A 21,455-nucleotide genomic window follows, 5' to 3' on the forward strand; every position below is an offset into this window, starting at 1 on the left:
TGGACTCGGTCCGGCCAGTCGGATTGCGTATCGGCGCAACGGTCATGCCATCCATGCCCCCAACGAATCATATCGATGCCGAGATGCTCGAATCCCTCATAGCCGCCGCCGAGCCGAACCCGTGCGACCAGCTCATCCAGTCTATGGTTGACGATCTGAAACAGCTCAACCGCGAGGTCACCTTGCTGAAGACACTCCTCGATCGCGGAGAACCATTGCGCGAAACCCGCTAAGCTGAATATATGGTTCACGATCTGAGCGCCTGTGGAGGGGCAATTCAGCAGAGGGATCAAAATGGCTTTGCGGACTGACCGCCTTAGTCTTTCAGCGGCTCCGTCATCATCAGATGACCTGTCCTTTTCATCCGTTGTCCGGCTTACGGACCTTCACAAAGAATGTTTGCGCCTCGTCGCCCAAGGTTTGCAATCGAAGGAAATAGCCCAGAAGATCGGATGCTCACACCATACCGTCGACACATATATTTCTGCCGTCCTACCGCTATTTGACACGTCCGATCGCCGGGTTGCCGCACGTCGGTTTTTGGCGTTGGAAGCGACCGAAAGGCCCCCTGCCAATCCCTCCCAGGCAGGAGCAGACGTCGGAACAGACCTATCGCAACGATTACTATCGCAACCGGAAGCCGTTGCCGACATAGGTATTTTTACGGATGACAGTCGGCGAGCCACCGGTCTGGTCCAAACCTCCCGACGGCTCATTCATCTACCGCCCCTGGGAGGAAAGCCGAATGATCTAACGTCCGCTGGCAAGTTTTTGAGCGGCACGCAAATCGGCCTCATTGGTTCGATGACGCTCATGGCCATCGTAGCGATCGTGCAGGGCATTATCAGCCTGCTCACCTGATCTTCGACCAACTCCCGATTGCAAAAGCGCGCCGATTGGCGCGAAGGAGAAGCTATGCCCAAATTCACTCAGGCCGCAGGTCAGACCGTTGCCAGCGATGTCCGTTCCGCCTTTGACAGTCTCGACCGCGCCGTCCACGACGCGGCCCGCTTGGCCACCGATTTCATTGAGGCCTGCGCTGGTTCGGAATTGCCGCCCGCCCGTTCGCAGCGGGTGTTGAAGTCGCTCGCTGATGGCATCGCCAAGGTCGTGGATGGCCGGGCGGATATGGTTCAGGCGCAACGCACCCTGGTTTCCATCAAGACAGGCAGCAATCTGGATGTCTATGATTTTGGTTGCTGGATGGACGACGCGCAAAAGACGCCAGTCGCGATGGCAACGCGTATCGAAGCCGCGACCGCGCCCGTTATGGAGCAGTAATCCGCATGGGAGGGACTTGACGGCGTGACGCTCTGGTGGTCGGCATCGACTTGATGCCTACCATTGTCTTGCAGCTCTTTTTTGCCCTGCTCTTCTTAAGCTGCGTCTACTCAGTCGTGGCGGGCGGGCGAGATGCCAGGATCGCCGTGGGCCTCATGGTCGCAGCGGTTCTCCTGACGCGAGCGGTGACGCTTGCCTTCGCGGCACGCTGGCCACTGATGCTAGTCGACATGGCCCTGTTGGTCGCCTTCTGGCGGCTTAGCCTCACTAGTCGGCGCTATTGGCCCGTCTGGGTCATGGGTCTCCATGGCGTGTCGGTGGCTGGCCATCTGGCTATTCAGTTCGGCCCTCCCATTCCCTATCCCGTCTATCACGGGATTATCGGCGTCTGGAGCATCCCCGTGCTCATATCCATGACATTGGGGATCATGCTGGACCAGAAGGCAGGCATTTCCCATGGCGGAAGCACTCCACCAACGGACAATTCTTCCGGCTGAGATCACAAGCGGTTGGCGGGTTCCTCCCGGCACTCCACCTTTTGTAGCGTCTCTCAGTCTGGTGGACGAAACATCCCATCCGCTTTCCACACCAGCTTCCACCAACCTGCTTCCCACGGTGGCGGTCCGCCTCAAGGCGGCCCAGTTGGAGGAATGTCACTTCCTGTTCTACCAGGACGCGGTGCCGGTCGGGCATCAATGGTTTGCAGGCGAACATGACCGCGTGGAAATCAACACGCGCGATATGTTTCACAACGCGCTCAATCAGGGTGCGACCCGTCTGATCATGGCCCACAATCATCCGAGCGGAAATCCTTCGCCCTCGCGAACCGACGTGCAATTTACCAGTCACCTGTGCGCAATCGGGAAGGCGCTGGGCGTCTTTGCCTATGACCATGTCATTTTCGCAAAGGATCGACATTTCAGCTTTCGAGCCGAGGGGCTGATGTAGGCCGACTATTTCAATGCCCGGCCGACCCATATGACGCGACCAACGATCGCGACCAGGGACGGGTCAACATCTGGCCAGTCGGGATATTGGGCATGATCGCTCAGCACATTGAACCGTCCCCGCCGTGGCCCCATAGTCAGACGCTTGACCAGGAGCGCCCCGTCGAGCCGAAGCACATAGAGGCCATCGCGTAGCCGGGTAGCGGCATCGGCGTGATCGACCAGAATGTCATCGCCGGGCAACAAGGTAGGCGACATGGATTCTCCCTCGACGCTCACAATCGAGGCCTGTTGGGGATTGACGCCCAGGCGGCGGAGCCAGCGGGCATCAAAGGTCATCGCTCCTGACAACCGTTCCGTTTCGGGGAGAGAACCGGCACCAGCTGAGGCTCCCAGAGCGAGGCGCGGTATGGGAACGGTCGCTTGCTCCTTGCTGGCGAGGCTCGATCCTTGATCTGACGTTTTGCCGAGCAACGCCTCTGACACGCCGAAGTAGCGGGCGAGAATGTCTCGATCTTCCTCATGCAGCTTTCGGGGCGTGCCGCGCGTCATGAACTGCTGGAGATAGGCCGGGTTGCGGCCAAGCAAATTGGAAAGACTGGCGTAAGATTCGCCGCGTTCATGGATCAACTGCTGGAGCGTTTGGCGGACCTCGTCACTCAATGCCTTTGTCTCCATAAATCCCATGTCGGCAGGACGCGGGGCTGGGCGATGATACGAAATTCTTCGGGCTGTCGAAAGGCGCCACGGCATTGGGTCTCGTTGATGGGCAACGATCATCATTCGTCAATGGATCAATTCATTCAAGTCTCGCTTGACCAGTTCCATGGCGGCTGCAATCTTCCGCCGCCTATTGGGGGGATGCTTATGAAAATGAAGATGGTATTCGCTGCCGCGCTTGCGGCGGCTGTCGTGGTACCGACGCAGGTTTTGGTCGCGGCACCAGCGGGCAAACACCATGTGATGGTCAATGAGGAAGTGGGTGTCCCGGTCTTCCCTTACGACATTACGGATCGTCCTTATAAGGTGCTGGGCGAGGTAAAGGCGGGCGTGCGCAAGGCGACGATTTTCAGCAAGGCACCCAGTCAGGAAAAAATCTATCGCGAATTGTGGGAACGTGGCGAGAAATTAGGCGCGGATGCCGTGATCAAGGCGCAATATGGTGATGCCCATGTGACGGCCATGAGCTGGGGATCGAGCAGCGCTACCGGCGTAGCCATCAAATTCCTGGAAGCTGCCGCCCCTGAGGCAGCAGCGGGCAATTGATGCTCCCCTTTGCTCTGGCGCTGGCTGTCTCCGCAGCAGGGGCGGTCGCGCCACCAGCGGCTACGCTGTTACCGACGGCTCAAATGCCATCGTCGGTTACCGCTGATCCATCCGCATCGCCCATCGCTGCCACGCCATTGCTGCCAACTGGCACGCCCGTGCGTTTGATGGTCCTTCGAGAAATCAACAGCCGTACAGCGCGGGTCGGCGACCGTTTCAAACTGCGCGTGGACGAGCCGATTTATATCAACGGTGTCCCGGTGGTACCGGAGGGTGCGACTGCCTGGGGCGAAATAGCCAATGTTGAGCAAAATGGTGCGGTCGGCAAGGGAGGGCGTCTGGGCGCGAAGCTCCTCTATCTGGACCTGCCGCTCGGCCATATTCCCCTGCGCGGAGACTATGCTGATCGGGGTGATGGGAACGGCGCTGGTGTCGTGCTGGCGGTCGTGGGTTTTGGCCTCCTGGGCTTATTGACCGGTGGCGACAGCGCGCGGCTCAAAGCGGGCGATACATTTACAGGCTATGTCGATGGTCCACCGCTTCCTGCTTCTGTCCCCTCTTCCACCAGGGCAAGCGGCGATGGCGCTGAACCGATGGCTCGGGCTTCTACGCACTGATTCCCCGTTTATGGGCAAATGCCTGAAAGGCGATCGCGACTATCTCTTTTGATCCAATTTGGACTGGATTTTGGGAAAATTGCGGTGGCGTGGCCGTAAGTCAGTTTGATTCCGGGGAGAGCGATAGCCATGGAGACGGGGCGACGAGGGATGTTGCTGGGCCTATTTGCCCTGGCTTTGTGCAGCACAGATGCCGCGCTGCTCGCGCGCCGACGCAAAGCCCGCAAAGCCTACCGCCGCCGGACAACGGGCAATTCTCGTTCCTCGACCTATTCTGGCAGCGCATCATTCAGCAACTGCAGCGAGGCCCGGGCAGCGGGCGCTGCCCCTATACGAAGCGGTGATGCTGGCTATTCCAGACGGCTCGACCGGGACGGTGACGGCATCGCGTGCGAGTAGCTTTTCCCAGGCAATGCGAGCGCTAGATCTTGAGAAGTGGACGGCTGGCATGGAACCACTGCGCCAGCCTGTCTGCCGCCCTGTCTGTCAGCACCACGAAGATGCGGCGGCTATCATGGGGGTCAGGCTGGCGTGCAATCAGCCCCTTATCGGCCAAAGTGCGGATATGGCGCAACGCCGTGGTAGGCGGCACGCACGATGCAATGCAAAGACTGGAAACCGACACACAGACTTGGTCTAGACGCGCGGCTAACAGGTCGAGCAACATATCCCAAGCGGGATCGGCAAATAAGTCGCCTGGCAAGAAATCGGCACGCGCCCGACGGGCGCGAAGGAGATCTCGAACCTGATTGGTCGTCACGTCCGCAAGGGAATGCGGCTGCGGCTCTGACGTTGGTTGGCGGTGCGCGGGAAAGCCAATATAGTCGCTCGGTCGATCGGAAATGCGCGGACTAGCAGGAAAAGACGGCTTCGCAATATGACGATCCGTTAGCGCCTCGATGGTTCGCGCAAGACGACCAACCTCCTCACTGAGGCGGTTCAATCTGGTTTCTTCATTCTCTCGTGCTGCATCATGAAAGTGCCGGGGAGGCGAGTGGCTTTGGGCGGCCGACAAAAGAGCCGTCGCCAAATCGACACCGTCGGGCGCGCAGAGTATTTGTGTTCGGGGACTGTGAACCGCTGCGAATGTGTCGTCCAGAGTGTCCAGGCTGGACAGTAAGATGACGGCGATATTGTTTTGAAGCGCCATCCTTTCCACCAGAGCAAGATGCTGCTCCAGATCGGAGCAGGGATTTGGACAAATCAGTAAAATGATGTCGCAATCCGCCTGCATGGCGAGCCGTGACGGCGCTTGCTCGAATGAAACAACACCCAGTAAGCGCAACCCTGCTGCAGCTGCCATCGCTCCCAAATCACCAAGATCAGCGTCGTCGGCAATGACCAGCAAGCGAGAGGCGATGTCGTTCGCATTTAGGGCGGCGGCGAGATGGCGCGGAAAGGGTTCGACCATCACAATGTGTTCTCCTTCTGCCTCGGCGGTGATCTGTGCCGAATAACCTTGGCGATACCCAGCTACAAATTGATCCAATATGGAGGCAATTCACATCGTCAGGTGCAGTGGTCCGTGACTGACTGGGAAACAGCGTTAGAGGCTATCGCTCCGAAAGCAGCGCCATCAAAGGCATAGTCTATCGTCCAATGCTCCAAATGCCCGACGAAGCATTCGATTCAGACGTAGGGACGCCTTGAAGATCGACCGACATTGTTGCCTCAAACCTCGTCGTCTGCTGGCTTTCTTCAGTCGGAGGGCAGAGCTGAGATCGTCAGCATATTGCCGCGTAACCCGACCGTTTCGGCGCAACTGGTCACCTTGTCTGCGAAAAGCTTTTGGGCAGTGCCGCAGCCAATCTGGATGTCGAATTGCCGCTGCGCGTTGGTGCAAACGTCTTCGTCGATGAATCCTGCACGATCGAGCGTCTCGCTCGCCAATTCGCCATTTGCGCCCAGTGAACGGGACACCATCACCCAGCTATTGGAAAATCCACCATCATAGAGTTTGGAATGGGTGTCCCGGCATATGTTGTAGAGAGCTCTCTCACCGATCGTGCCGACCACAGCTATTCGGGCAGGCTGACTCTTCAGTGTTTCGACGAACGGATATTCGCGAGCCTTGTACATGCGACGGATCGCCCCGATCAGTTCATCATTAGGCTTCATCTTCTTGATGGCGGACAGGCTGACTTCTGTTTGCGCGGCAGGAAATTTCTGCAACTTGCCTTCGAGGTCAGCAATCGTGTTTTCATGACGGGAGACACGATCGTCACGTTCAGAGACAGTGTTGGTGAGCTTAGCAATCTCGTTTCGATAAGAGGTTGAATCGTCATATATTTTGAATTCGTCTTTCAGACGATCGCCCACGAACCAGGTAGTGCCGAGCAAGAGGGCCGCCGAACCGCCCAAGCCCAACAAGCCGATCGAGAATTTCGTGCCATCGGTTCCACCCAGAAACCGATAGGTAAGAGCGGACACAGAGATTCCCAGCAACATCGCCAACAGCGTCGGCGGGAAAAATTGTCCGCGACTCATCATGACAGCGAAGATAATCGCGGCCAGGAAAGACAAGGCGACAGTCACGATGATGACGATATCATCCAGATGCTTTTTGATATCGGGGTCCAATTTCTTACCTTCATCTGATTAAGGTGAAAGGGGTCGCGGTCTTCCTGGTTTTGTAATTATGGTACGTTCACGGGCTGGTAGCCTGGTATGGTGGCGCTGCGCGTCGCAATCGACGGATCCATCTGTTCGCCGGGCCGCACAATCCTTGGCTCACCCAATGGCCAATAGCAGCCGAACAAGGATGGTCGTCTTTTCCATTCCTTGAAGCGGCTGAGCTTTGGCAGCAATTCCAACGGCCACCAGCCCCAGCCAAGGGAATTGTGGATGGGACCAGCTGCATTTGGCGGCTCATAGACATGCTTGCTACCGGGCCTCGCTTCGCCCCATGCCAGATGCCGGAACATGGGTTTATTGATCCGCAGCCCCGCATGGACAGCTTCGTCAACCATCCAGATCAACGCCAATTTGGAAACGGCGCTTTCTTCTTCCTTGTAGCCACCGCCGATGTCGGAATGGACGCCGGGAAACCAGCGTTGCTCTATATCTTGTGCGACTTTGGCATCATCATCAAAGGGATTGGCGATATAGTCCTGTGGTGCATTCCATGGGGCGACCCGGAACATGCGACGGCGTTCATCGAGCGCCATGGCATGGCGGACAATTGCGACAGATGGATTGGTCCGCGTGTATGGCAGGGTTTCGAGGCTGGGAATCCACCCACGGTCTGGTCGCGGCACCAGAACCGACGCCACCGTGTCCCAAAGGCCAAGAAAATGAATGGAAACCCGCCGGGCGCCGATCACGCGCGCAAAATGCCAAGCGAGTGGTAGGTCATCCTCCGCAGCCGCGCGCTTATAGGTTCCCAAGGCACTATCGCACATATTGAGTTGTTCTGGTCGCAGCAGGCCGATCAGATGCACAAACCCTGCCAGAACTCTCACCGTCCAGGCTCCGCGGCTAAAGCCGAAAAGGTAGATACAATCTCCTTCCCGCCAGTTTTCCACGAGAAAACGGTAGGCACCCAATATATTGTCGTCGAGGCCATAGCCGGTCGCCAGTCCGACGATTTCGACGAGCTTTTGGCGCACACGCCGCCAAGGGTTGATCCGTCCAACCGTGCCGACACCGGGTGAATAGTAAACAAGCTGACGCTTGCCCTTCTCCGCAATCCGGAAAAGCTTCAACACATTGGAAAGATTGCGCCCCAGCTCATTGCCTGTGCCATCACAAAGAATGATCAGATTGCGGCCAGCCGGAGTTTCGTCACGGTCAGTTTGTGCCACTTTCCACCACCTCCTGATTGGTGGTGACCGCGCCGTAGGCCATAGTCTGCAGTACCGTGCCGTCAGGTGCGACCAGTTCGATTTCATCGCCTCCATTGTTCAGTGACATCGGCTGGCCGTTGCGGAGCATGGTCTTTTCCTCCCCTGGTAACAGCTCAATCAGGCCATCGAGCATCCAGACATTCCCGGCGAGGTCACGGACCCGCCAACCGGCCATATCCAGCGCCGCCTGCCCGCTATTTTTGAGCGTGATCTGTTCGCCAATTAAATCGTCGCCCTGTGGATCAGGCAGCAGTTTGACTATTCTCAGTTTTGGCTGCTCATCCCTGTGGCGGTGGAAGGCCAAGCTTTCGAACCAGATAGGCGCTGTCCACAGGCGGTCATTTTCCGCGTGATCCTCGTCCTGATTGCTCAGTTGAGTGATGCGAAGCAGCACATATTCGCCAAATGCTTCAAGGCGGATACCTTCGAGCGATACTGGAATCGCTTGGTTCCCGGTCAGTTCATACGTTTCGGTGGGCGCGCTGGCTGGCTTGCCGCCCGCAACATCCTTGAACACATCTATCCGGTAAGTCGCGTCCGGCTCATCGCCGTCCTCAATCTCAACGGTCAGGGGCAATTCGGCTCCGAGCGTTGCGAAACTGACGACATCGCCCTGCAAGGCGTCGCCGGATCGGAAAATCACACGGAGGTTTTTGTCTTCGGTCGCATAGGCGTGTCGCATACGCAGGGCCTGAATGATTCCGCGCCTGGAAAAGTCAGGAGCGATGACGGCTACGCGGGCATCGGTGGACACGCCCCAATTGCGATAGTGATTATCCTGGCCTACGCTGGGCGCAAGATGGAAGCCGAGGTTGAGGTAACGGAAATACTGACCTTCCCTGACGCTCGTGCGCTGATCTCGGCCATCCCGCAGAGCGGGCGCATTCAATAGTTCGATGAGCGACACATGCGGTGCCATGGCTTGCACCCATTGCACTTCATCGTTGGAAAAATCGTCGCGTCCATAATCTTTAAGTGCCCGCTTGCCGGTTTCGGGATGATTGAACTGCACCAGGGGCAATGCGCCTGCGCCGTCAGGATGCGCTTCGAGCCACGCCAGAAGAAGGTCAAACTGACCATTTTTGACGTCGATAACATGGTCAACGTCAAAGACGTTGACGTGATTGCCGCTCGAAATGGTTGAGAATTCCTGACCGAACAGTGTGACACACTGTCCCGGACGGTCAGCAGCGTTGGCCATGGCAATCAAAGAATCGGGAGCGGAGCGATATAATGCTGGCTTGGTCGCGATCAGCAGGCCATCTTTTCGATCGCCCGAGCCATCAGCCTTGTCATGGTTATGCTCTGTAATGGCGAAAAAATCGAGACCGGCCTCACAGGCCATAGCATAGGCTTCAGCAGGTGTTCCGCTCCCATCGCTATAAGACGTGTGCGCGTGCAGATTGCCAAAACGAACATCGCCAGTTTGTGCCGCTGCCGGACAAACGGAGGCGATTGATGCGGCCATCAACCATCTGAACGATAGGATGTCTATGTCCACTCCGCCCCTCCCGCAAAGCAACGATTCCTGATCTTAATGCGGATGCTCGCGATCAACAACAGCGGAAAATTACTTTGATGTTACATCTATCCAAAATGGACGAAACTCATTAGTAAGTGGTCGAATTGTGACGATGAATATTTCTCAAATAAATGATCTTAATTGCCTACCGGCAATTTTTCGACGGCAAGGATACTCGATCCGCGAAATATATCTCCGCCTATAAGAGCCGGATTGGGAATTTTTTCAATTCTGACAATATCTTGCAGTTCTGCGTGTGAGCATGCGGATTGAGGCGATGAGGACCCAAACTGTTGACGAGGCGATGGATCTCTCCCAGTCGTTCGCGAGCCGACGACAGCGCCCGGGCCAGGCAAAAGTCCGTTCGACCACCCATCTGCGGGGCAGCGCCTGGAAGCCTTTCGCCTTGTCCGATCGCTTGATGATTTAGCTTCGCTGGCCTTCGGCTCGATCGTCAATTTGCCCATGCCAACCAAAGCGGATCGCAGCTTGTCGCCAGCGTAGCTGCCATGCGCAAAGATGTGTCGCAGGCAGGGAAGCCGCTTGCGAATGGCTGCCAACACATCGACGGCCCATCTCGATACTGAATATCGGCGGCGTGTACGAGGATGAAGATGAGGAAGCCACAGGTGTCGGTCAGGATATGTCGCTTCCGGCCTTTCACCTTTTTGCCCGCGTCATAGCCCGAAATTCCGCCACTTTCGGTGGTCTTGACCGATTGGCTGTCAATCACTCCGGCGCTGGGTGAAGCTTCACGCCCTTCAATCTCCCGTAGGTTCATGACCAGCACCATGTTGATCGCGTCAAACAGACCGGCATCGCGCCAAGCATAGAAATAGCGCCGCACCGTTGATACCGGAGGAAAACACTTCGGCAGAAGCCGCCACGCACACCCGCTTGCCGCGATGTAAAGCATCGCGTTCAGAACTTCGCGCATGTCGGTAGTCCGGCGTCGGCCACCTCGCCTCGCCGGTGGAACAAATGGCGCTGCCAGCGCCCACTCCGTGTCCGTCATATCCGATGGATATCGCACTCCCTCCCGACTATGCACCCGCCGGGCAATGCCACCATTCACTCCATCTTGTCGCAAAGATGGATGAATCACAACATGCTGTTATTGCTCAACAACTCTCGGGTATGGCTCTAAAACTTGAACCTTTCCGATTACGATGCAAGCTTGGAGGATGATCTCGGCTTTCCTTCCCGCCGAAGCCGTCGTTCACTGAGGAGGCTGGAAGTGGCGGTCTTGTCCAATGGCAGCCTACCGATGTCGACCCATTTCCGCCATCCAACTGTTAATTTTCGATGCTTGGGAGCGGACTGTCAGCAAACCTAGCGGCGCACTGGAAAAACCCTTCAGATGGAATCGGCGTGGCCACTCAGGATCGAAGCGGTGACGAACAGCCCATGGGCCTCTAGCGACCGTAGGTAATCTTCTGCCGACATTTCGGGACGCTTCAGCCGAACGCGCAGAGTTCGGATCGCTGCAACCGCCTTGCCTTCGTCGAGCGCGATGGTATCGGCAATGAACTCGTCGGCAGTTCGCGCTTCCAAGTTTAGTGGTGCGAGAATTCTTGCCGGAAAATCGCTGATGTTTTCCGTCACGACAGCTTGTGCCTGGGTCTGGACCGCAGCTGTCAGAACATGCTCGTCCTTGGGATCCGGCAGACCGAATGTCATGGCCGCGACGGATGCATGTGCCTCTACCAGAGCTTCGGGGAACGCGCGATGCATGGCATCGACTGATCGGCCCGCTCGCGCGGACGCGCTCTCGATTTTGCGCTCGGTAAAGATCTTGCCCAGCGCAGAACGCGTTTCATCGAGGATGCGCTGCGACCATCGCACACGAAAGAATTCCGCGTCGGCCAAGGTGAGGAGCAGGTCACGCCGCGGAGCGCTGACCAGTGTGCAGGCATCAACCAGTGCGGTGTATCGATTGGCGAACATGGTTGAGTCAGATCAATAGAGGTCTGCGCCGTCTGCGATCAGTTCGTCCATCGCCTTCGATCGGATTTTGTCGCGCGCAGTTTTGTAGGCGAATACGTCCTCAGCCTTAAGACGCCGGTGCCGCCCCACCATGCTGTGCGGGATATCGCCCTTCTCGATGAGCTTGATAAGGTACGGGCGCGACATGTTGAGCAGGTCTGCTGCTTGCTGCGTCGTCAGCATCTGCTGGATTGGCACCAGCGTGACGGCATCACCACTACCGATGTGACGTAGCAGTTCCAGGAACAGGTCCGACATCGCCGGAGTCAGCGTGATCTCGACTGGTTTCCTAGTCTTCGGATCGGGCACCCGCAGCTTGGCCGCACCGTCCTTCTGCGAGGCGAGGATCCGGCGAAGCTGGTTAGCGATCTGCCGATCGTCGGCAGAGGGCAACCTGTTGCCAAGAGGCAAGGCATTGGCTGGCAAGGTCATCAGTTTTCTCCGCAGATGGCATTATTCAATAGCGAATATTCGCAATAAACGCAACATGGTTGTGAAACTCGACCCTTCAAGACACTCAGCAACCGATTTTTAGCTTTCAGGAGCCGTCGGTCAGCTTTGGTCGCCAGGGCAATTAATGGTTAACAATAGTCATTCTGGTTTGGTCGAGCAAATGAGCGCACCCCGCTTGACCACCGGATGCATTTGCTCAATCCTGCGCGGGTGAACGAAGTCATCGTCGATCCAGCCCCTTCGCGTTCCGGCCCCTCCGTGGTCTTGTCGGCACGCCCTGAAGCGATCCGGCTCGATGCCGCGACGACGGCGGTCATCGTCGTGGATATGCAGAACGCCTATGCCAGCGAGGGGGGCTATGTGGACGAGGCTGGCTTCGATATCGGCCCGGCGGCTGGTGTGATTCCAAAGATTGTCGAAGTCGTCGATATGGCGCGCGCAGCGGGTATGCCGGTGGTGTTCCTGCAGAATGGCTGGGATTCCCACTATGCCGAGGCAGGCACGGCGCTCTCGCCAAACTGGCACAAATCCAATGCGCTCAAGACCATGCGGGCGCGACCAGAGCTGGCCGGTAAGTTCCTAGCACGCGGTGGATGGGACTATGACCTTGTGGATGGTTTGCATGTGCAGGAGGGTGACCTGCGGGTGCACAAGCCGCGCTATTCGGCCTTCTTCAACTCGCAGCTCGATTCCGTGCTGCGGGCACGCGGCATCCGCACGCTGATCTTCACCGGCATCGCCACCAATGTCTGTGTCGAATCGACCCTGCGTGACGGCTTCCACCTCGAATATTTCGGCGTGCTGCTGGAGGACGCCGTGCATCATCTGGGGCCGGACTTCACCCGCGAAGCCAGCCTCTACAATGTCGAGACATTCTTTGGCTGGGTAAGCAGTGTCGCCGATTTCCGCACCGCTGTCGGCCAACTGCCTAAGAAGGAGGCCTGATGCCTTTCGAACCGATCAATCCGCCGCAGTTCCCCAAGCCCATCGCTCCCTATTCAGCCGGTGCCAAGGCGGGCGACACGGTGTATGTGTCGGGCGTGCTGGCGCTGGGCGAGGGCGGCACGGTACTGCATGTGGGCGATGCAGCCGCGCAGACGCGCCATGTGCTGGACGTCATCAGGATCACCGTCGAGGCGGCGGGCGGCACCATGGCGGACATTGCCATGAACCATATCTTCCTCAAGGATCTCAACGATTATGCCGCTTTCAACGCGGTCTATGCCGAGTATTTTCCGGGCGACAAACCTGCGCGCTACTGCATCAAGTGCGAACTGGTAAAGCCCGACTGCCTGGTCGAGATCGCCTCGGTCGCCCATCTTGGCTAAGGCGGCAGGGCTTTACTACGAAATCCATGGGAGCGCGGATGCGCCACCGCTGATATTGTCGAGCGGCCTTGGCGGCTCGGCGGGGTACTGGACACCGAATATCCCGGCGCTGGCGGAGCATTTCCGCGTCATTGCCTATGACCATCGCGGCACCGGCCGCAGCGACCGCGCGCTTGCCGACACTATATCGGTCGAGGACATGGCGAGCGACATGACCTTGCTCATGGATGCCCTCGATATCGAGCGCGCGCATGTCATCGGCCATGCGCTGGGCGGAGCCATCGGCGTCGAAACCGCTATCCGAACGGGGCGGATCGACCGGCTGGTCGTCATCAACGGCTGGCGCTTGCTCTCGCCCCATACAAGGCGCTGTTTCGCCGCCCGCCTCGCATTGCTGCTTGGCGCTGGCGAGCGGGCTTTTCTCGAAGCGCAGCCGCTTTTCCTCTATCCGCCCGACTGGATTGCGGCTCACGACGAAGAGTTGACGGCTGACCTCGAACACCATCTCGCGGCTTTTCCGGGCGTCGAAACGATGGCCAAGCGCATCACCGCCGTTCAGGCCTATATGCCCGGTCCGGCGGGGCTGGCGGCGCTTGAAAATCTGCTCGTCATTGCCACTCGCGACGACTTCCTCGTGCCGTTCGCCACCGCGCTCGATCTCGCCCAGCCGGTTTCGCAGGCCCGGACCGCCACGTTCGATTGGGGCGGTCATGCCTGCAACGTTACTGATCCTGACAATTTCAACCGCGTCGTTCTCGTATTCCTCAGGAGTTGAAGTCCATGCAGGTCGGCGTTTTCATTCCCATCAACAATAATGGCTGGCTGATCAGCGAGAATGCCCCGCAATATCTGCCGAGCTTCGATCTCAACAAGGAGATCGCCCAGCGCGCGGAAAAATATGGTCTCGATTTCCTGCTTTCGATGATCAAGCTGCGGGGCTTTCGCGGCAAGACGCAATTCTGGGAATATGGCCTTGAGAGCTTCACGCTGATGGCGGGCCTTGCAGCGGTGACGGAGAAGATCAAGATCTTCGCCACCTGCCCCACGCTGATCATTCCGCCAGCCTTCGCCGCGCGCATGGCCAATACCATTGACAGCATCAGTCATGGCCGTTTCGGGATCAACCTGATCACCGGCTGGCAGCCGCCAGAATATACCCAGATGGGCCTCTGGCCAGGCGACGAGCATTTTCGCAATCGCTACGACGTGCTCGACGAATATGCCCGCATACTGCGCGAGTTGTGGGAAAGCGGGCGCTCGGACTTCAAGGGCCAATATTATCAAATGGACGATTGCCTCGTCCGGCCGCAACCGCAAGCGGACATGAAGATCATCTGCGCGGGATCGTCCGACGCTGGACTGGCGTTCTCGGCCAAGTGGGCGGACTACGCCTTCTGCCTTGGCAAGGGCGTCAACACGCCAACCGCTTTCGCTTCCAATAACGATCGGCTGGCGAAGTTCACCGCGGAGACAGGCCGCGACGTCTCAGTCTTCGTCCTGGTCATGGTGATCGCCGCTGAGACAGACGAGGAAGCCATGGCCAAATGGCGGCGCTATAATGACGGCGTCGATGTCGAAGCCATCGCATGGCTGGCCGATCAGGGCGCCAGGGACACTGTCAACACCGACACCAACGTCCGCCAACTCGCCGCGCCGGAAGGCGCCGTGAACATCAACATGGGCACACTGGTCGGCAGCTACGAAAGCGTGGCGCGCATGCTCGACGAAATGGCCGAAGTGCCCAACACCGGTGGCGTGCTGCTGACCTTCGACGATTTCCTGGAAGGCGTGGAAGCGTTCGGAACACGTATACAGCCGCTGATGAAGAGCCGGGCGAGCTTACCGCAACTTTGAGCGGGTTTCTAAATGGAACTTGGCGTTCCACATGCTTTAATGCCGCCGCATTCGGCAACAGGTTCTGTCGTGCCGAAAAAAATGGCGCGTCGCCGGCGCTTCCGGAATCGACCCCTATTGGACGTTCAGTAAATAGTTCAGAATTCCCAAGTTCGGCCGGTCGGCTTTCGATAATGTGCGTGCGGTTCTGGCCGCTCCGATGCCGCCGAAAAAGACCGCCCGATTGAGAAACCGCGCGCGGATGAAGCGATTTGAAGGCAGACGCACTGTTGCTTGCTGTGCCGAACCACTAATTTGGGGAGGCGCCCGTGGAGGATCGGCGACAGGAGCATCGCCTTCGGGATCAGGCGAGGTGGGCGACGAGAAAGTCCACGAACACACGCACGCGGGCCGGAACGCTTGCGCCGCCCACGAAAACGGCATGGATTATTTCTATGTCGCCAGGATTATAGTCTTCCAGCAGGGGCACCAGACGACCTGAAGCGATTTCCGCCGCGATGCTGAAGGCGCCGACGCGCGCGATCCCGACGCCCAGGGCCGCCAGTTGCCCCAGCGTCTCACCGTTGTTCGCTTCGATGTTGCCCCGCACCGCGAGCGCATAATCGCGACCGTCCCTGCGAAAGGGCCAGGTGGGTTCGGCGCGGCGAAAATTGAAATTGAGGCATTCATGGTCGTGCAGGTCTTCAGGAACGACCGGCGTGCCTCGCCGTGCCAGATAATCGGGCGAGGCGACGATCAGGCGGCGGCTTTCCCCCAGCTTGCGTGCGGTCAATGGACTGTCGACAAGCGGCCCGAACCGGATGGCGACGTCTGCTTGCCCCGCAGCTACGTCCACCAATTGATCGCTCAGGCTGATATCGACGAGAATATGGGGATAGGCGCGGGCGAACTCTCCGATCAGCGGCACGATACTGAGGCGACCATGCGCCTGCGCCGCATTGACCCGCAATCGGCCGCGCGGCGCGCCCTGATCGGCAATACCCTGTTCGGCTTCGTCGAGATCCGCCAGAATGCGCCGCGCTGCACCGAGATATGCCTGCCCCTCAGCCGTCAGAGCCAAGGCACGCGTGCTCCGTAGCAGGAGGCGAACGCCGAGGCGTTGTTCGATCCGGTCCACCGCGCGGCTGACGGCTGAGGGCGTCAGGCCCAGCAGGCGTCCCGCACCGGAGAAACTGCCTTGCGCCGCCACCGTCGCGAATATCTCCAGCGCGCGAGCGCGGTCTGCATGAGGCACTATCTTTGCGTTCAAATCAAAAATCCCTTGCCTGGCGATACCCTACACATGTCCAGGATAGCAATCCATCTGTGTTCTGGCATGGCATTAGAAAGGTCAGCAGATGGAATATCGGCAACTCGGCGCGTCAGGATTGCGTGTCCCAGCACTCAGCTTTGGCGCAGGGACATTTGGCGGCGTCGGTCCGCTGTTCAGCGCGTGGGGCAATAACGATGCGCAGGACGCGCGACGGCTGGTCGACATTTGTCTGGAGGCCGGGGTCAACCTTTTCGATACGGCGGATATCTATTCGGATGGCGCTTCGGAACAGGTGCTGGGCGCAGCGATCAAGGGGCGCCGCGACGCCGTCCTGATTTCCACCAAGACGGGCTTGCCCACGGGCGCGCAACCGAACGACTGGGGGGTGTCCCGTGCACGCCTGATCCGCGCGGTCGACGCTTCGCTTGAAAGGCTCGGCACCGACTATATCGACATTCTGCAACTGCACGCCTTCGATGCGTCAACGCCGGTGGAGGAACTGCTCGCCACGCTCGACATGCTGGTTCGCGCGGGCAAGGTGCGCCATGTCGGCGTTTCCAACTATCCAGGCTGGCAGTTGATGAAGGCGCTCGCCACGGCCGATCGCCATGGCTGGCCACGTTTCGTCGCGCATCAGGTCTATTATTCGCTGGTCGGGCGCGCCTATGAGGCCGACCTGATGCCGCTGGCCGCCGATCAGGGCGTGGGCGCATTGGTCTGGAGCCCGCTCGGGTGGGGGCGCCTGACCGGAAAGGTTCGGCGCAGCAATCCGCTGCCGGAAGGTAGCCGCCTGCATGAAACCGCTGCCTTCGCGCCTCCAGTGGAGGACGAGCATCTCTATACGGTGGTCGACGCGCTGGATGTGATAGCTGAAGAGGCAGGCAAGACGGTGCCACAGGTCGCGCTGAACTGGCTGTTGCAGAGTCCGACCGTCTCCTCTGTCATCATCGGGGCGCGGAACGAAAAGCAGTTGCGCCAGAATCTGGGTGCGGTCGGCTGGTCGTTGACGCCAGATCAGACCGCGACGCTGGACGCCGCCAGCTATCGCATGCCACCTTATCCCCATGCGCCCTATCATCAACAGGAGGGCTTTGCCCGCCTGAACCCGCCCCTGGTTTGAAAGGGAGCGCCATCTTCATGACGATCAATCCCCCTCTTGCGGCATTGGCGGTTGGCGCCTTCGCCATCGGCGTCACCGAATTTGCGCCGATGGGCCTATTGCCCGTGATCGCAGGCGATCTTGGCGTGTCGATCCCGGCCGCCGGTCTGCTCATCAGCGCCTATGCCATCGGCGTCGTGCTAGGCGCGCCGCTCATGACGCTGACGACCGGCCGGGTGCCGCGGCGGACCCTTTTGATGGGGCTGGCGGCCATTTTCACGCTCGGCAATCTGTTGGCGGCTATGTCCGAAAGCTACGGGATGCTGCTGGTCGCCCGGGTCATCACCTCCCTCAATCACGGCGCTTTTTTCGGCGTAGGATCGATCGTCGCCGCCAGCCTGGTTCCCCCGGAACGGCGGGCCGGGGCAGTTGCCGCGATGTTCATGGGCCTGACCATCGCCAATGTCGTTGGCGTGCCGCTGGCGACCTGGGCGGGCGAGCAGATGGGCTGGCGCGCGGCTTTCTGGGGCATTTCCGGCCTGGGCGTCGTCACTATCGTCGCGCTGAGAATGACATTGCCAACAATCGCTGCACCGACTTCGGGCAATGCGCTTGCCGAGTTGCGTGTCCTGACGCGCGGTCCTGTATTGGCGGCTCTGGGCCTGACCGTCGCGGGTGCCAGCGCCATGTTCACCGTATTCACCTATATCACACCGATCCTGCGCGACCAGACGCACGCGTCGCTTGGCTTCGTCACGGCGATGCTGGTGATCTATGGGATCGGGCTGACAGTCGGCAACTGGATCGGCGGTAAGTTCGCCGATCGTTCGGTAGATATGACGCTGATCGTCACCCTGGCCTCGCTCTCGGCGATCCTTGTGCTGTTCGCGCTGTTCATGTCGTTCGCCGTGCCAACGGCTATCCTGATCTTTCTGTGGGGCGTGGCAAGCTTTGCGCTGGTGCCGCCACTTCAGGTCCGGGTTATGGCCGCAGCGTCGGACGCACCTAATCTGGCGTCATCCATGAACATCGGCGCATTTAACCTGGGCAATGCCATCGGCGCGGCATTGGGGGGCGGCGTAATCGCATCCGGTCTGGGTTTGCCTGCTGTTGCTCTGGCGGGCGCGGTGGCTTCAGCCATAGGACTGGCCGCGGTGTTGCTGGCGCGCCGTGGGCAAAGTCAGACCGCATGCGTTCCTTCTTCTTGAAGAGCATATCCGCCGTCGACCCATTGTCGTCTTCCCCGGAAGCAGACATAGAAAAGAGTACGGTCGCCGCCTTCAAAACGTCCAACAATGCGGACACTCCGGACAGGCAGCTATTGTGGTTGAGGTGGCGGTAAGTCGTCCTCTGTTCAGTTTGATTGACGGCTAACGACCCCGCGCAAACCTGGGGGTGTAGCTCTCGATCAACGTAGCCTCATCGTCTTCATCGTCGTCAGGGTCAGCGGAAAGCTCTTCACTGGAAAAAACCGAGAGCGTAAAACCGTAGCTCCCCAAGCCAGCGATTTCCTCATCCAGATCGATGCCCGCCGGACCGTCAAACCAACTCTCAAGAGTTGCCTGCGAACAGAGCTGCCTGCCAGCGCTGACATTCTCGGGATCTGAGTTGAAATCTCGTGTTGCGCTATTCGGTAACTTAGCGCCCTTCCTCGGGAACGACATACGACCCAGCTTTTTGAAACCATCTGAGAGGAACCCATAGCAGATGCTGTCCCCCTTACTGACGACGATCGCCATTGGGTAAGGGCTGCATTCGGCGGCTCTGATGGCGCATGCCGTCAACGAGCATTCAGACAAATTGCTGAGGGCAACTATTCCTGCCAAACCGATTTGACGGGAATTTAGGGCTTGCGAGACCAGTCGCGATGGAAGGAGCAAGCCTGATGCGAAATGGTCTGCTTCAATTTCAATTGACGAACCACCTTCCGTAAATCCGGCTCTTGAAACGTGGATAGGCGATGTTGAAAGTATCTGTTCGGGATGGCCTTCCAAGAAATAATGGCCGAGCTCATGGGCCACAGTGAACCGTTGAAATCCGTCATTGTCAATTTTTGTCGAGTAGAAAATTCCGACGTTCTCATCAGAAAAAATAATGCCGCCGCTAACGCCGTTCATGTCAGGTGGTTTTGCCTCAACATGAATATCTTCCCTTGTCGCAATCGCAAAAGGATCGATTGGAAAGGTAGTGAAATCATATTCTGCAGCCTTTTGCTCGCCGCACCTCCTCGCCCAATTCAGCCGAAACTTGCTCATCCGTCTTTTTGCGCCTTCCGTTGGTTCATAAGGTCAATCATCATCTGTATATGTTCGCGGTCGGCGTTGGTGAGCTTATCCTCATCGCGAAACGCAGTCGTCGCTCCTTCGATGCTTTCTGATCGCCCAAGAAGATAGTCGGACGCAACGTTAAGCGCACGCGCCAATGCGCGCACATTGGCGAAGGATGGCTTTCGCCGGCCGCGTTCGAAATGCCCGATAGCAGCAGGCTGCAGGCCAGCCATTTTGGCCAACTCCGCTTGACTCAGCCCGCGCAATTCGCGTGCAGCGAAAAGCCGCTCCGCAAAAAGATTCTCCAACTCATCCATTCTTGACACTACCTCGGCAAGCATCTAATATATACGTTATCGTAGGGTCAATGCGGCTGCTCAGGCGGCATTTTTTTGGCTCAGGATACCTACGAATTAGTAGGTTTTTGTACGACGAATCGGAGCTGCGGTCAACAACGATCGCGCCATGAGGCTCAGGGATTTTGGAGTAGATGATGGCGAAGAATGTGTTCCGCGGCGATGGACGCCCGCAAGATCCCTTTGGCGACCCACTCGATGCAGTCTTGGCCGAAATCGCGGTCAATCTTCAGCTTTCTCCCGGCCTCCATGCCAAGGCCATCGAGCGTTATGAGGCGGTCTGCCGCTACATCGATCGCCCGGGCAGCCCACTCGAAGGGCGGGTGTCGAGCTTCTATCCTCAAGGCTCGATGGCGATCGATGCGACCATTTCCACCCGCGGCACCGACGATGAATATGACCTCGATGCGGTGGCCGAGATTCTAGGCGGCAATGAAGGTCCGGAAGCGTTGCTCGACCTCCTCGAGCAGGCACTCAAGGACTATCCCGTATCGCGGATCGAACGGAAGACCCGCTGCATAACGCTCTATTATTCCGATGGCATGCACCTCGATGTGACGCCGGCTCGCCGCCTTGCCGTCAAGGAAAAGGAGGGCGTGATCGCTCATGCCAAACAGGGATGTCCGAACGAACATCGATATGTGCCGATGAACACCTATGGCTTTTGCACTTGGTATAATAATCGCACTCCGATTGAAGAGCGTTTTGCCATCGCGCTCAACCGCGAGCTCTATGCCAAGCATGGCTTTGCCTTCGACGCTGCCGAAGTCGAGGAGGTGCCAGATCAGACTCCACTCATCGTCAAGAGCGTCACGACGGTCGCGCTTCAGCTGATCAAGCGCCATCGCAACATCCTGTATGCGGACGCGTCTGGCCGGATGCCGCCGTCGGTCATGCTGTCCTGTCATGCGGGCCATGCGGCCATGCCGGGCATGGGCCTTGCCGACATGGTCATGCGTCAGGCGCGCTGGACGGCGCGGGCAATCGATCAGGCGGCATGCCAGAACAAGCTGCTCGATGTGCCCAATCCTGAATTTTACGAGGAACGTTTCACCGACCGCTGGCCGGAGAGCCGGTCCCAACAGCAGCATTACGCGAGCGCGCTCAATGCCTTGGCTGATGGCCTCCAGGCCACCCGCGAACGCGGCATGCAGCTGGAAGACCTTCAGGACTGGCTGCGCGAACAGTTCGGCCAGCGCGTCGTGACCCGCTCGGTCGATGCTTTCAACAAGCGGCTTGGCCAGCAGGTGCAGGCCCGCCAGCAAGGCTATACCCGTACTGGAGGCCTCTTCACCCCGGCCGCGCCCGCGATCATCACCGGAGCAAGCGCGCTCGCGCCGGTCGCAGCGCGCGCGCACACCAACATGGGCGAGCGGCGCTGA

24 protein-coding genes and 2 pseudogenes are annotated in these 21,455 nt (G+C 58.6%); 15 read left to right on the forward strand and 11 right to left on the reverse strand.

Annotated elements, in window-relative coordinates; all coding sequences use genetic code 11:
* Positions 1-23: 23 nt before the first annotated feature.
* The 5 genes and pseudogenes from ACODSR_RS18515 to ACODSR_RS18535 all read left to right on the forward strand — a co-directional run bounded on the left by ACODSR_RS18515 (position 24) and on the right by ACODSR_RS18535 (position 2,229).
* The gene (locus tag ACODSR_RS18515; protein ID WP_489078080.1) at positions 24-233 is read left to right on the forward strand and encodes a hypothetical protein; all 210 of its coding nucleotides are present in this window, start codon (positions 24-26) and stop codon (positions 231-233) included.
* 61 nt (positions 234-294) lie between these two features.
* A pseudogene (locus ACODSR_RS18520) lies at positions 295-522 on the forward strand (LuxR C-terminal-related transcriptional regulator); the annotation flags it as partial.
* A gap of 393 nt (positions 523-915) precedes the next feature.
* The gene (locus ACODSR_RS18525; protein WP_489078081.1) at positions 916-1,281 is read left to right on the forward strand and encodes a hypothetical protein; all 366 of its coding nucleotides are present in this window, start codon (positions 916-918) and stop codon (positions 1,279-1,281) included.
* Positions 1,282-1,334: 53 nt separating this feature from the next.
* Positions 1,335-1,778, forward strand: coding sequence for a hypothetical protein (locus ACODSR_RS18530; protein ID WP_489078082.1), 444 nt, complete (start codon positions 1,335-1,337; stop codon positions 1,776-1,778).
* Positions 1,738-2,229, forward strand: coding sequence for a JAB domain-containing protein (locus ACODSR_RS18535; RefSeq protein WP_489078083.1), 492 nt, complete (start codon positions 1,738-1,740; stop codon positions 2,227-2,229). Before ACODSR_RS18530 ends, ACODSR_RS18535 begins: the two co-directional genes overlap by 41 nt.
* A gap of 5 nt (positions 2,230-2,234) precedes the next feature.
* On the opposite strand, the gene ACODSR_RS18540 is transcribed toward ACODSR_RS18535, so the two are convergent.
* Positions 2,235-2,906 (reverse strand): S24 family peptidase, encoded by a 672-nt coding sequence (locus ACODSR_RS18540; protein ID WP_489078108.1) that lies wholly within the window; start codon positions 2,904-2,906, stop codon positions 2,235-2,237.
* Between the two features lie 87 nt (positions 2,907-2,993).
* Here ACODSR_RS18540 and ACODSR_RS18545 point away from each other — a divergent pair, with 87 nt between their 5' ends.
* The 3 genes from ACODSR_RS18545 to ACODSR_RS18555 all read left to right on the forward strand — a co-directional run bounded on the left by ACODSR_RS18545 (position 2,994) and on the right by ACODSR_RS18555 (position 4,510).
* Positions 2,994-3,494: a hypothetical protein gene (locus tag ACODSR_RS18545; protein WP_489078084.1), complete on the forward strand. Its 501-nt coding sequence runs from the start codon at positions 2,994-2,996 to the stop codon at positions 3,492-3,494.
* A gap of 158 nt (positions 3,495-3,652) precedes the next feature.
* Positions 3,653-4,111 (forward strand): hypothetical protein, encoded by a 459-nt coding sequence (locus ACODSR_RS18550; RefSeq protein ID WP_489078085.1) that lies wholly within the window; start codon positions 3,653-3,655, stop codon positions 4,109-4,111.
* 150 nt (positions 4,112-4,261) lie between these two features.
* The gene (locus tag ACODSR_RS18555) at positions 4,262-4,510 is read left to right on the forward strand and encodes an excalibur calcium-binding domain-containing protein (protein WP_489078086.1); all 249 of its coding nucleotides are present in this window, start codon (positions 4,262-4,264) and stop codon (positions 4,508-4,510) included.
* Positions 4,511-4,532: 22 nt separating this feature from the next.
* Here the strand turns inward: ACODSR_RS18555 and ACODSR_RS18560 are convergent, their stop codons facing one another.
* The 7 genes and pseudogenes from ACODSR_RS18560 to ACODSR_RS18590 all read right to left on the reverse strand — a co-directional run bounded on the left by ACODSR_RS18560 (position 4,533) and on the right by ACODSR_RS18590 (position 11,896).
* Complete coding sequence (locus tag ACODSR_RS18560; RefSeq protein WP_489078109.1) at positions 4,533-5,522, reverse strand: MarR family transcriptional regulator; 990 nt, start codon at positions 5,520-5,522, stop codon at positions 4,533-4,535.
* Between the two features lie 287 nt (positions 5,523-5,809).
* Positions 5,810-6,691 carry a hypothetical protein gene (locus ACODSR_RS18565; RefSeq protein ID WP_489078087.1) on the reverse strand — a complete coding sequence of 294 codons (882 nt, stop codon included), beginning with the start codon at positions 6,689-6,691 and terminating at the stop codon, positions 5,810-5,812.
* Positions 6,692-6,747: 56 nt separating this feature from the next.
* Positions 6,748-7,914 carry a T6SS phospholipase effector Tle1-like catalytic domain-containing protein gene (locus ACODSR_RS18570; protein ID WP_489078088.1) on the reverse strand — a complete coding sequence of 389 codons (1,167 nt, stop codon included), beginning with the start codon at positions 7,912-7,914 and terminating at the stop codon, positions 6,748-6,750.
* Complete coding sequence (locus tag ACODSR_RS18575; protein WP_489078089.1) at positions 7,901-9,457, reverse strand: CehA/McbA family metallohydrolase; 1,557 nt, start codon at positions 9,455-9,457, stop codon at positions 7,901-7,903. The genes ACODSR_RS18570 and ACODSR_RS18575 overlap by 14 nt, the downstream gene beginning before the upstream one ends.
* Positions 9,458-9,703: 246 nt before the next feature.
* Positions 9,704-10,493: pseudogene (locus ACODSR_RS18580) on the reverse strand (IS5 family transposase).
* Positions 10,494-10,834: 341 nt separating this feature from the next.
* Positions 10,835-11,425: a PIN domain-containing protein gene (locus ACODSR_RS18585; protein WP_489078090.1), complete on the reverse strand. Its 591-nt coding sequence runs from the start codon at positions 11,423-11,425 to the stop codon at positions 10,835-10,837.
* 12 nt (positions 11,426-11,437) lie between these two features.
* Complete coding sequence (locus ACODSR_RS18590) at positions 11,438-11,896, reverse strand: helix-turn-helix domain-containing protein (RefSeq protein WP_489078091.1); 459 nt, start codon at positions 11,894-11,896, stop codon at positions 11,438-11,440.
* 207 nt (positions 11,897-12,103) lie between these two features.
* Between ACODSR_RS18590 and ACODSR_RS18595 the strand changes: the two genes are divergently transcribed.
* The 4 genes from ACODSR_RS18595 to rutA are packed head-to-tail and all read left to right on the forward strand — an operon-like array spanning position 12,104 to position 15,099.
* Positions 12,104-12,862 carry an isochorismatase family protein gene (locus ACODSR_RS18595; RefSeq protein ID WP_489078092.1) on the forward strand — a complete coding sequence of 253 codons (759 nt, stop codon included), beginning with the start codon at positions 12,104-12,106 and terminating at the stop codon, positions 12,860-12,862.
* Positions 12,862-13,245, forward strand: a complete 384-nt coding sequence (rutC, locus tag ACODSR_RS18600; protein WP_489078093.1) for a pyrimidine utilization protein C — start codon at positions 12,862-12,864, stop codon at positions 13,243-13,245. The genes ACODSR_RS18595 and rutC overlap by 1 nt, the downstream gene beginning before the upstream one ends.
* On the forward strand, positions 13,238-14,020 hold the full coding sequence (gene rutD, locus ACODSR_RS18605; RefSeq protein WP_489078094.1) for a pyrimidine utilization protein D: 783 nt from the start codon (positions 13,238-13,240) through the stop codon (positions 14,018-14,020). Before rutC ends, rutD begins: the two co-directional genes overlap by 8 nt.
* 5 nt (positions 14,021-14,025) lie before the next feature.
* Complete coding sequence (rutA, locus tag ACODSR_RS18610; protein ID WP_489078095.1) at positions 14,026-15,099, forward strand: pyrimidine utilization protein A; 1,074 nt, start codon at positions 14,026-14,028, stop codon at positions 15,097-15,099.
* Positions 15,100-15,442: 343 nt separating this feature from the next.
* Here rutA and ACODSR_RS18615 read toward each other — a convergent pair whose 3' ends face one another.
* Positions 15,443-16,348, reverse strand: a complete 906-nt coding sequence (locus tag ACODSR_RS18615) for a LysR substrate-binding domain-containing protein (protein ID WP_489078096.1) — start codon at positions 16,346-16,348, stop codon at positions 15,443-15,445.
* Positions 16,349-16,436: 88 nt separating this feature from the next.
* Between ACODSR_RS18615 and ACODSR_RS18620 the strand changes: the two genes are divergently transcribed.
* Positions 16,437-17,471, forward strand: a complete 1,035-nt coding sequence (locus tag ACODSR_RS18620) for an aldo/keto reductase (protein ID WP_489078097.1) — start codon at positions 16,437-16,439, stop codon at positions 17,469-17,471.
* 17 nt (positions 17,472-17,488) lie between these two features.
* Positions 17,489-18,658 (forward strand): MFS transporter, encoded by a 1,170-nt coding sequence (locus tag ACODSR_RS18625; RefSeq protein WP_489078098.1) that lies wholly within the window; start codon positions 17,489-17,491, stop codon positions 18,656-18,658.
* Between the two features lie 162 nt (positions 18,659-18,820).
* On the opposite strand, the gene ACODSR_RS18630 is transcribed toward ACODSR_RS18625, so the two are convergent.
* Together ACODSR_RS18630 and ACODSR_RS18635 are read right to left on the reverse strand one after the other, a co-directional pair.
* Positions 18,821-19,705, reverse strand: a complete 885-nt coding sequence (locus ACODSR_RS18630) for an ImmA/IrrE family metallo-endopeptidase (RefSeq protein ID WP_489078099.1) — start codon at positions 19,703-19,705, stop codon at positions 18,821-18,823.
* Positions 19,702-20,034, reverse strand: a complete 333-nt coding sequence (locus ACODSR_RS18635) for a helix-turn-helix domain-containing protein (protein ID WP_489078100.1) — start codon at positions 20,032-20,034, stop codon at positions 19,702-19,704. Before ACODSR_RS18635 ends, ACODSR_RS18630 begins: the two co-directional genes overlap by 4 nt.
* Positions 20,035-20,207: 173 nt before the next feature.
* Here ACODSR_RS18635 and ACODSR_RS18640 point away from each other — a divergent pair, with 173 nt between their 5' ends.
* Entirely contained in the window at positions 20,208-21,455 is a 1,248-nt protein-coding gene (locus tag ACODSR_RS18640; protein WP_489078101.1) for a nucleotidyltransferase domain-containing protein, read from the forward strand.

It is taken from the genome of Sphingobium sp. FG125 (assembly GCF_057809795.1).

Excerpts from the sequence above, each read along its gene's own strand:
- ACODSR_RS18525 (WP_489078081.1), top strand. The coding sequence starts at position 916 with ATGCCCAAATTCACTCAGGCCGCAGGTCAGACCGTTGCCAGCGATGTC.
- ACODSR_RS18530 (WP_489078082.1), top strand. The coding sequence starts at position 1,335 with ATGCCTACCATTGTCTTGCAGCTCTTTTTTGCCCTGCTCTTCTTAAGC.
- ACODSR_RS18535 (WP_489078083.1), top strand. The coding sequence starts at position 1,738 with ATGGCGGAAGCACTCCACCAACGGACAATTCTTCCGGCTGAGATCACA.
- ACODSR_RS18540 (WP_489078108.1), bottom strand. The coding sequence starts at position 2,906 with ATGGAGACAAAGGCATTGAGTGACGAGGTCCGCCAAACGCTCCAGCAG.
- ACODSR_RS18545 (WP_489078084.1), top strand. The coding sequence starts at position 2,994 with ATGGGCAACGATCATCATTCGTCAATGGATCAATTCATTCAAGTCTCG.
- ACODSR_RS18555 (WP_489078086.1), top strand. The coding sequence starts at position 4,262 with ATGTTGCTGGGCCTATTTGCCCTGGCTTTGTGCAGCACAGATGCCGCG.
- ACODSR_RS18560 (WP_489078109.1), bottom strand. The coding sequence starts at position 5,522 with ATGGTCGAACCCTTTCCGCGCCATCTCGCCGCCGCCCTAAATGCGAAC.
- ACODSR_RS18585 (WP_489078090.1), bottom strand. The coding sequence starts at position 11,425 with ATGTTCGCCAATCGATACACCGCACTGGTTGATGCCTGCACACTGGTC.
- ACODSR_RS18590 (WP_489078091.1), bottom strand. The coding sequence starts at position 11,896 with ATGACCTTGCCAGCCAATGCCTTGCCTCTTGGCAACAGGTTGCCCTCT.
- ACODSR_RS18595 (WP_489078092.1), top strand. The coding sequence starts at position 12,104 with ATGCATTTGCTCAATCCTGCGCGGGTGAACGAAGTCATCGTCGATCCA.
- rutC (WP_489078093.1), top strand. The coding sequence starts at position 12,862 with ATGCCTTTCGAACCGATCAATCCGCCGCAGTTCCCCAAGCCCATCGCT.
- rutA (WP_489078095.1), top strand. The coding sequence starts at position 14,026 with ATGCAGGTCGGCGTTTTCATTCCCATCAACAATAATGGCTGGCTGATC.
- ACODSR_RS18620 (WP_489078097.1), top strand. The coding sequence starts at position 16,437 with ATGGAATATCGGCAACTCGGCGCGTCAGGATTGCGTGTCCCAGCACTC.
- ACODSR_RS18625 (WP_489078098.1), top strand. The coding sequence starts at position 17,489 with ATGACGATCAATCCCCCTCTTGCGGCATTGGCGGTTGGCGCCTTCGCC.
- ACODSR_RS18630 (WP_489078099.1), bottom strand. The coding sequence starts at position 19,705 with ATGAGCAAGTTTCGGCTGAATTGGGCGAGGAGGTGCGGCGAGCAAAAG.
- ACODSR_RS18635 (WP_489078100.1), bottom strand. The coding sequence starts at position 20,034 with ATGGATGAGTTGGAGAATCTTTTTGCGGAGCGGCTTTTCGCTGCACGC.
- ACODSR_RS18640 (WP_489078101.1), top strand. The coding sequence starts at position 20,208 with ATGATGGCGAAGAATGTGTTCCGCGGCGATGGACGCCCGCAAGATCCC.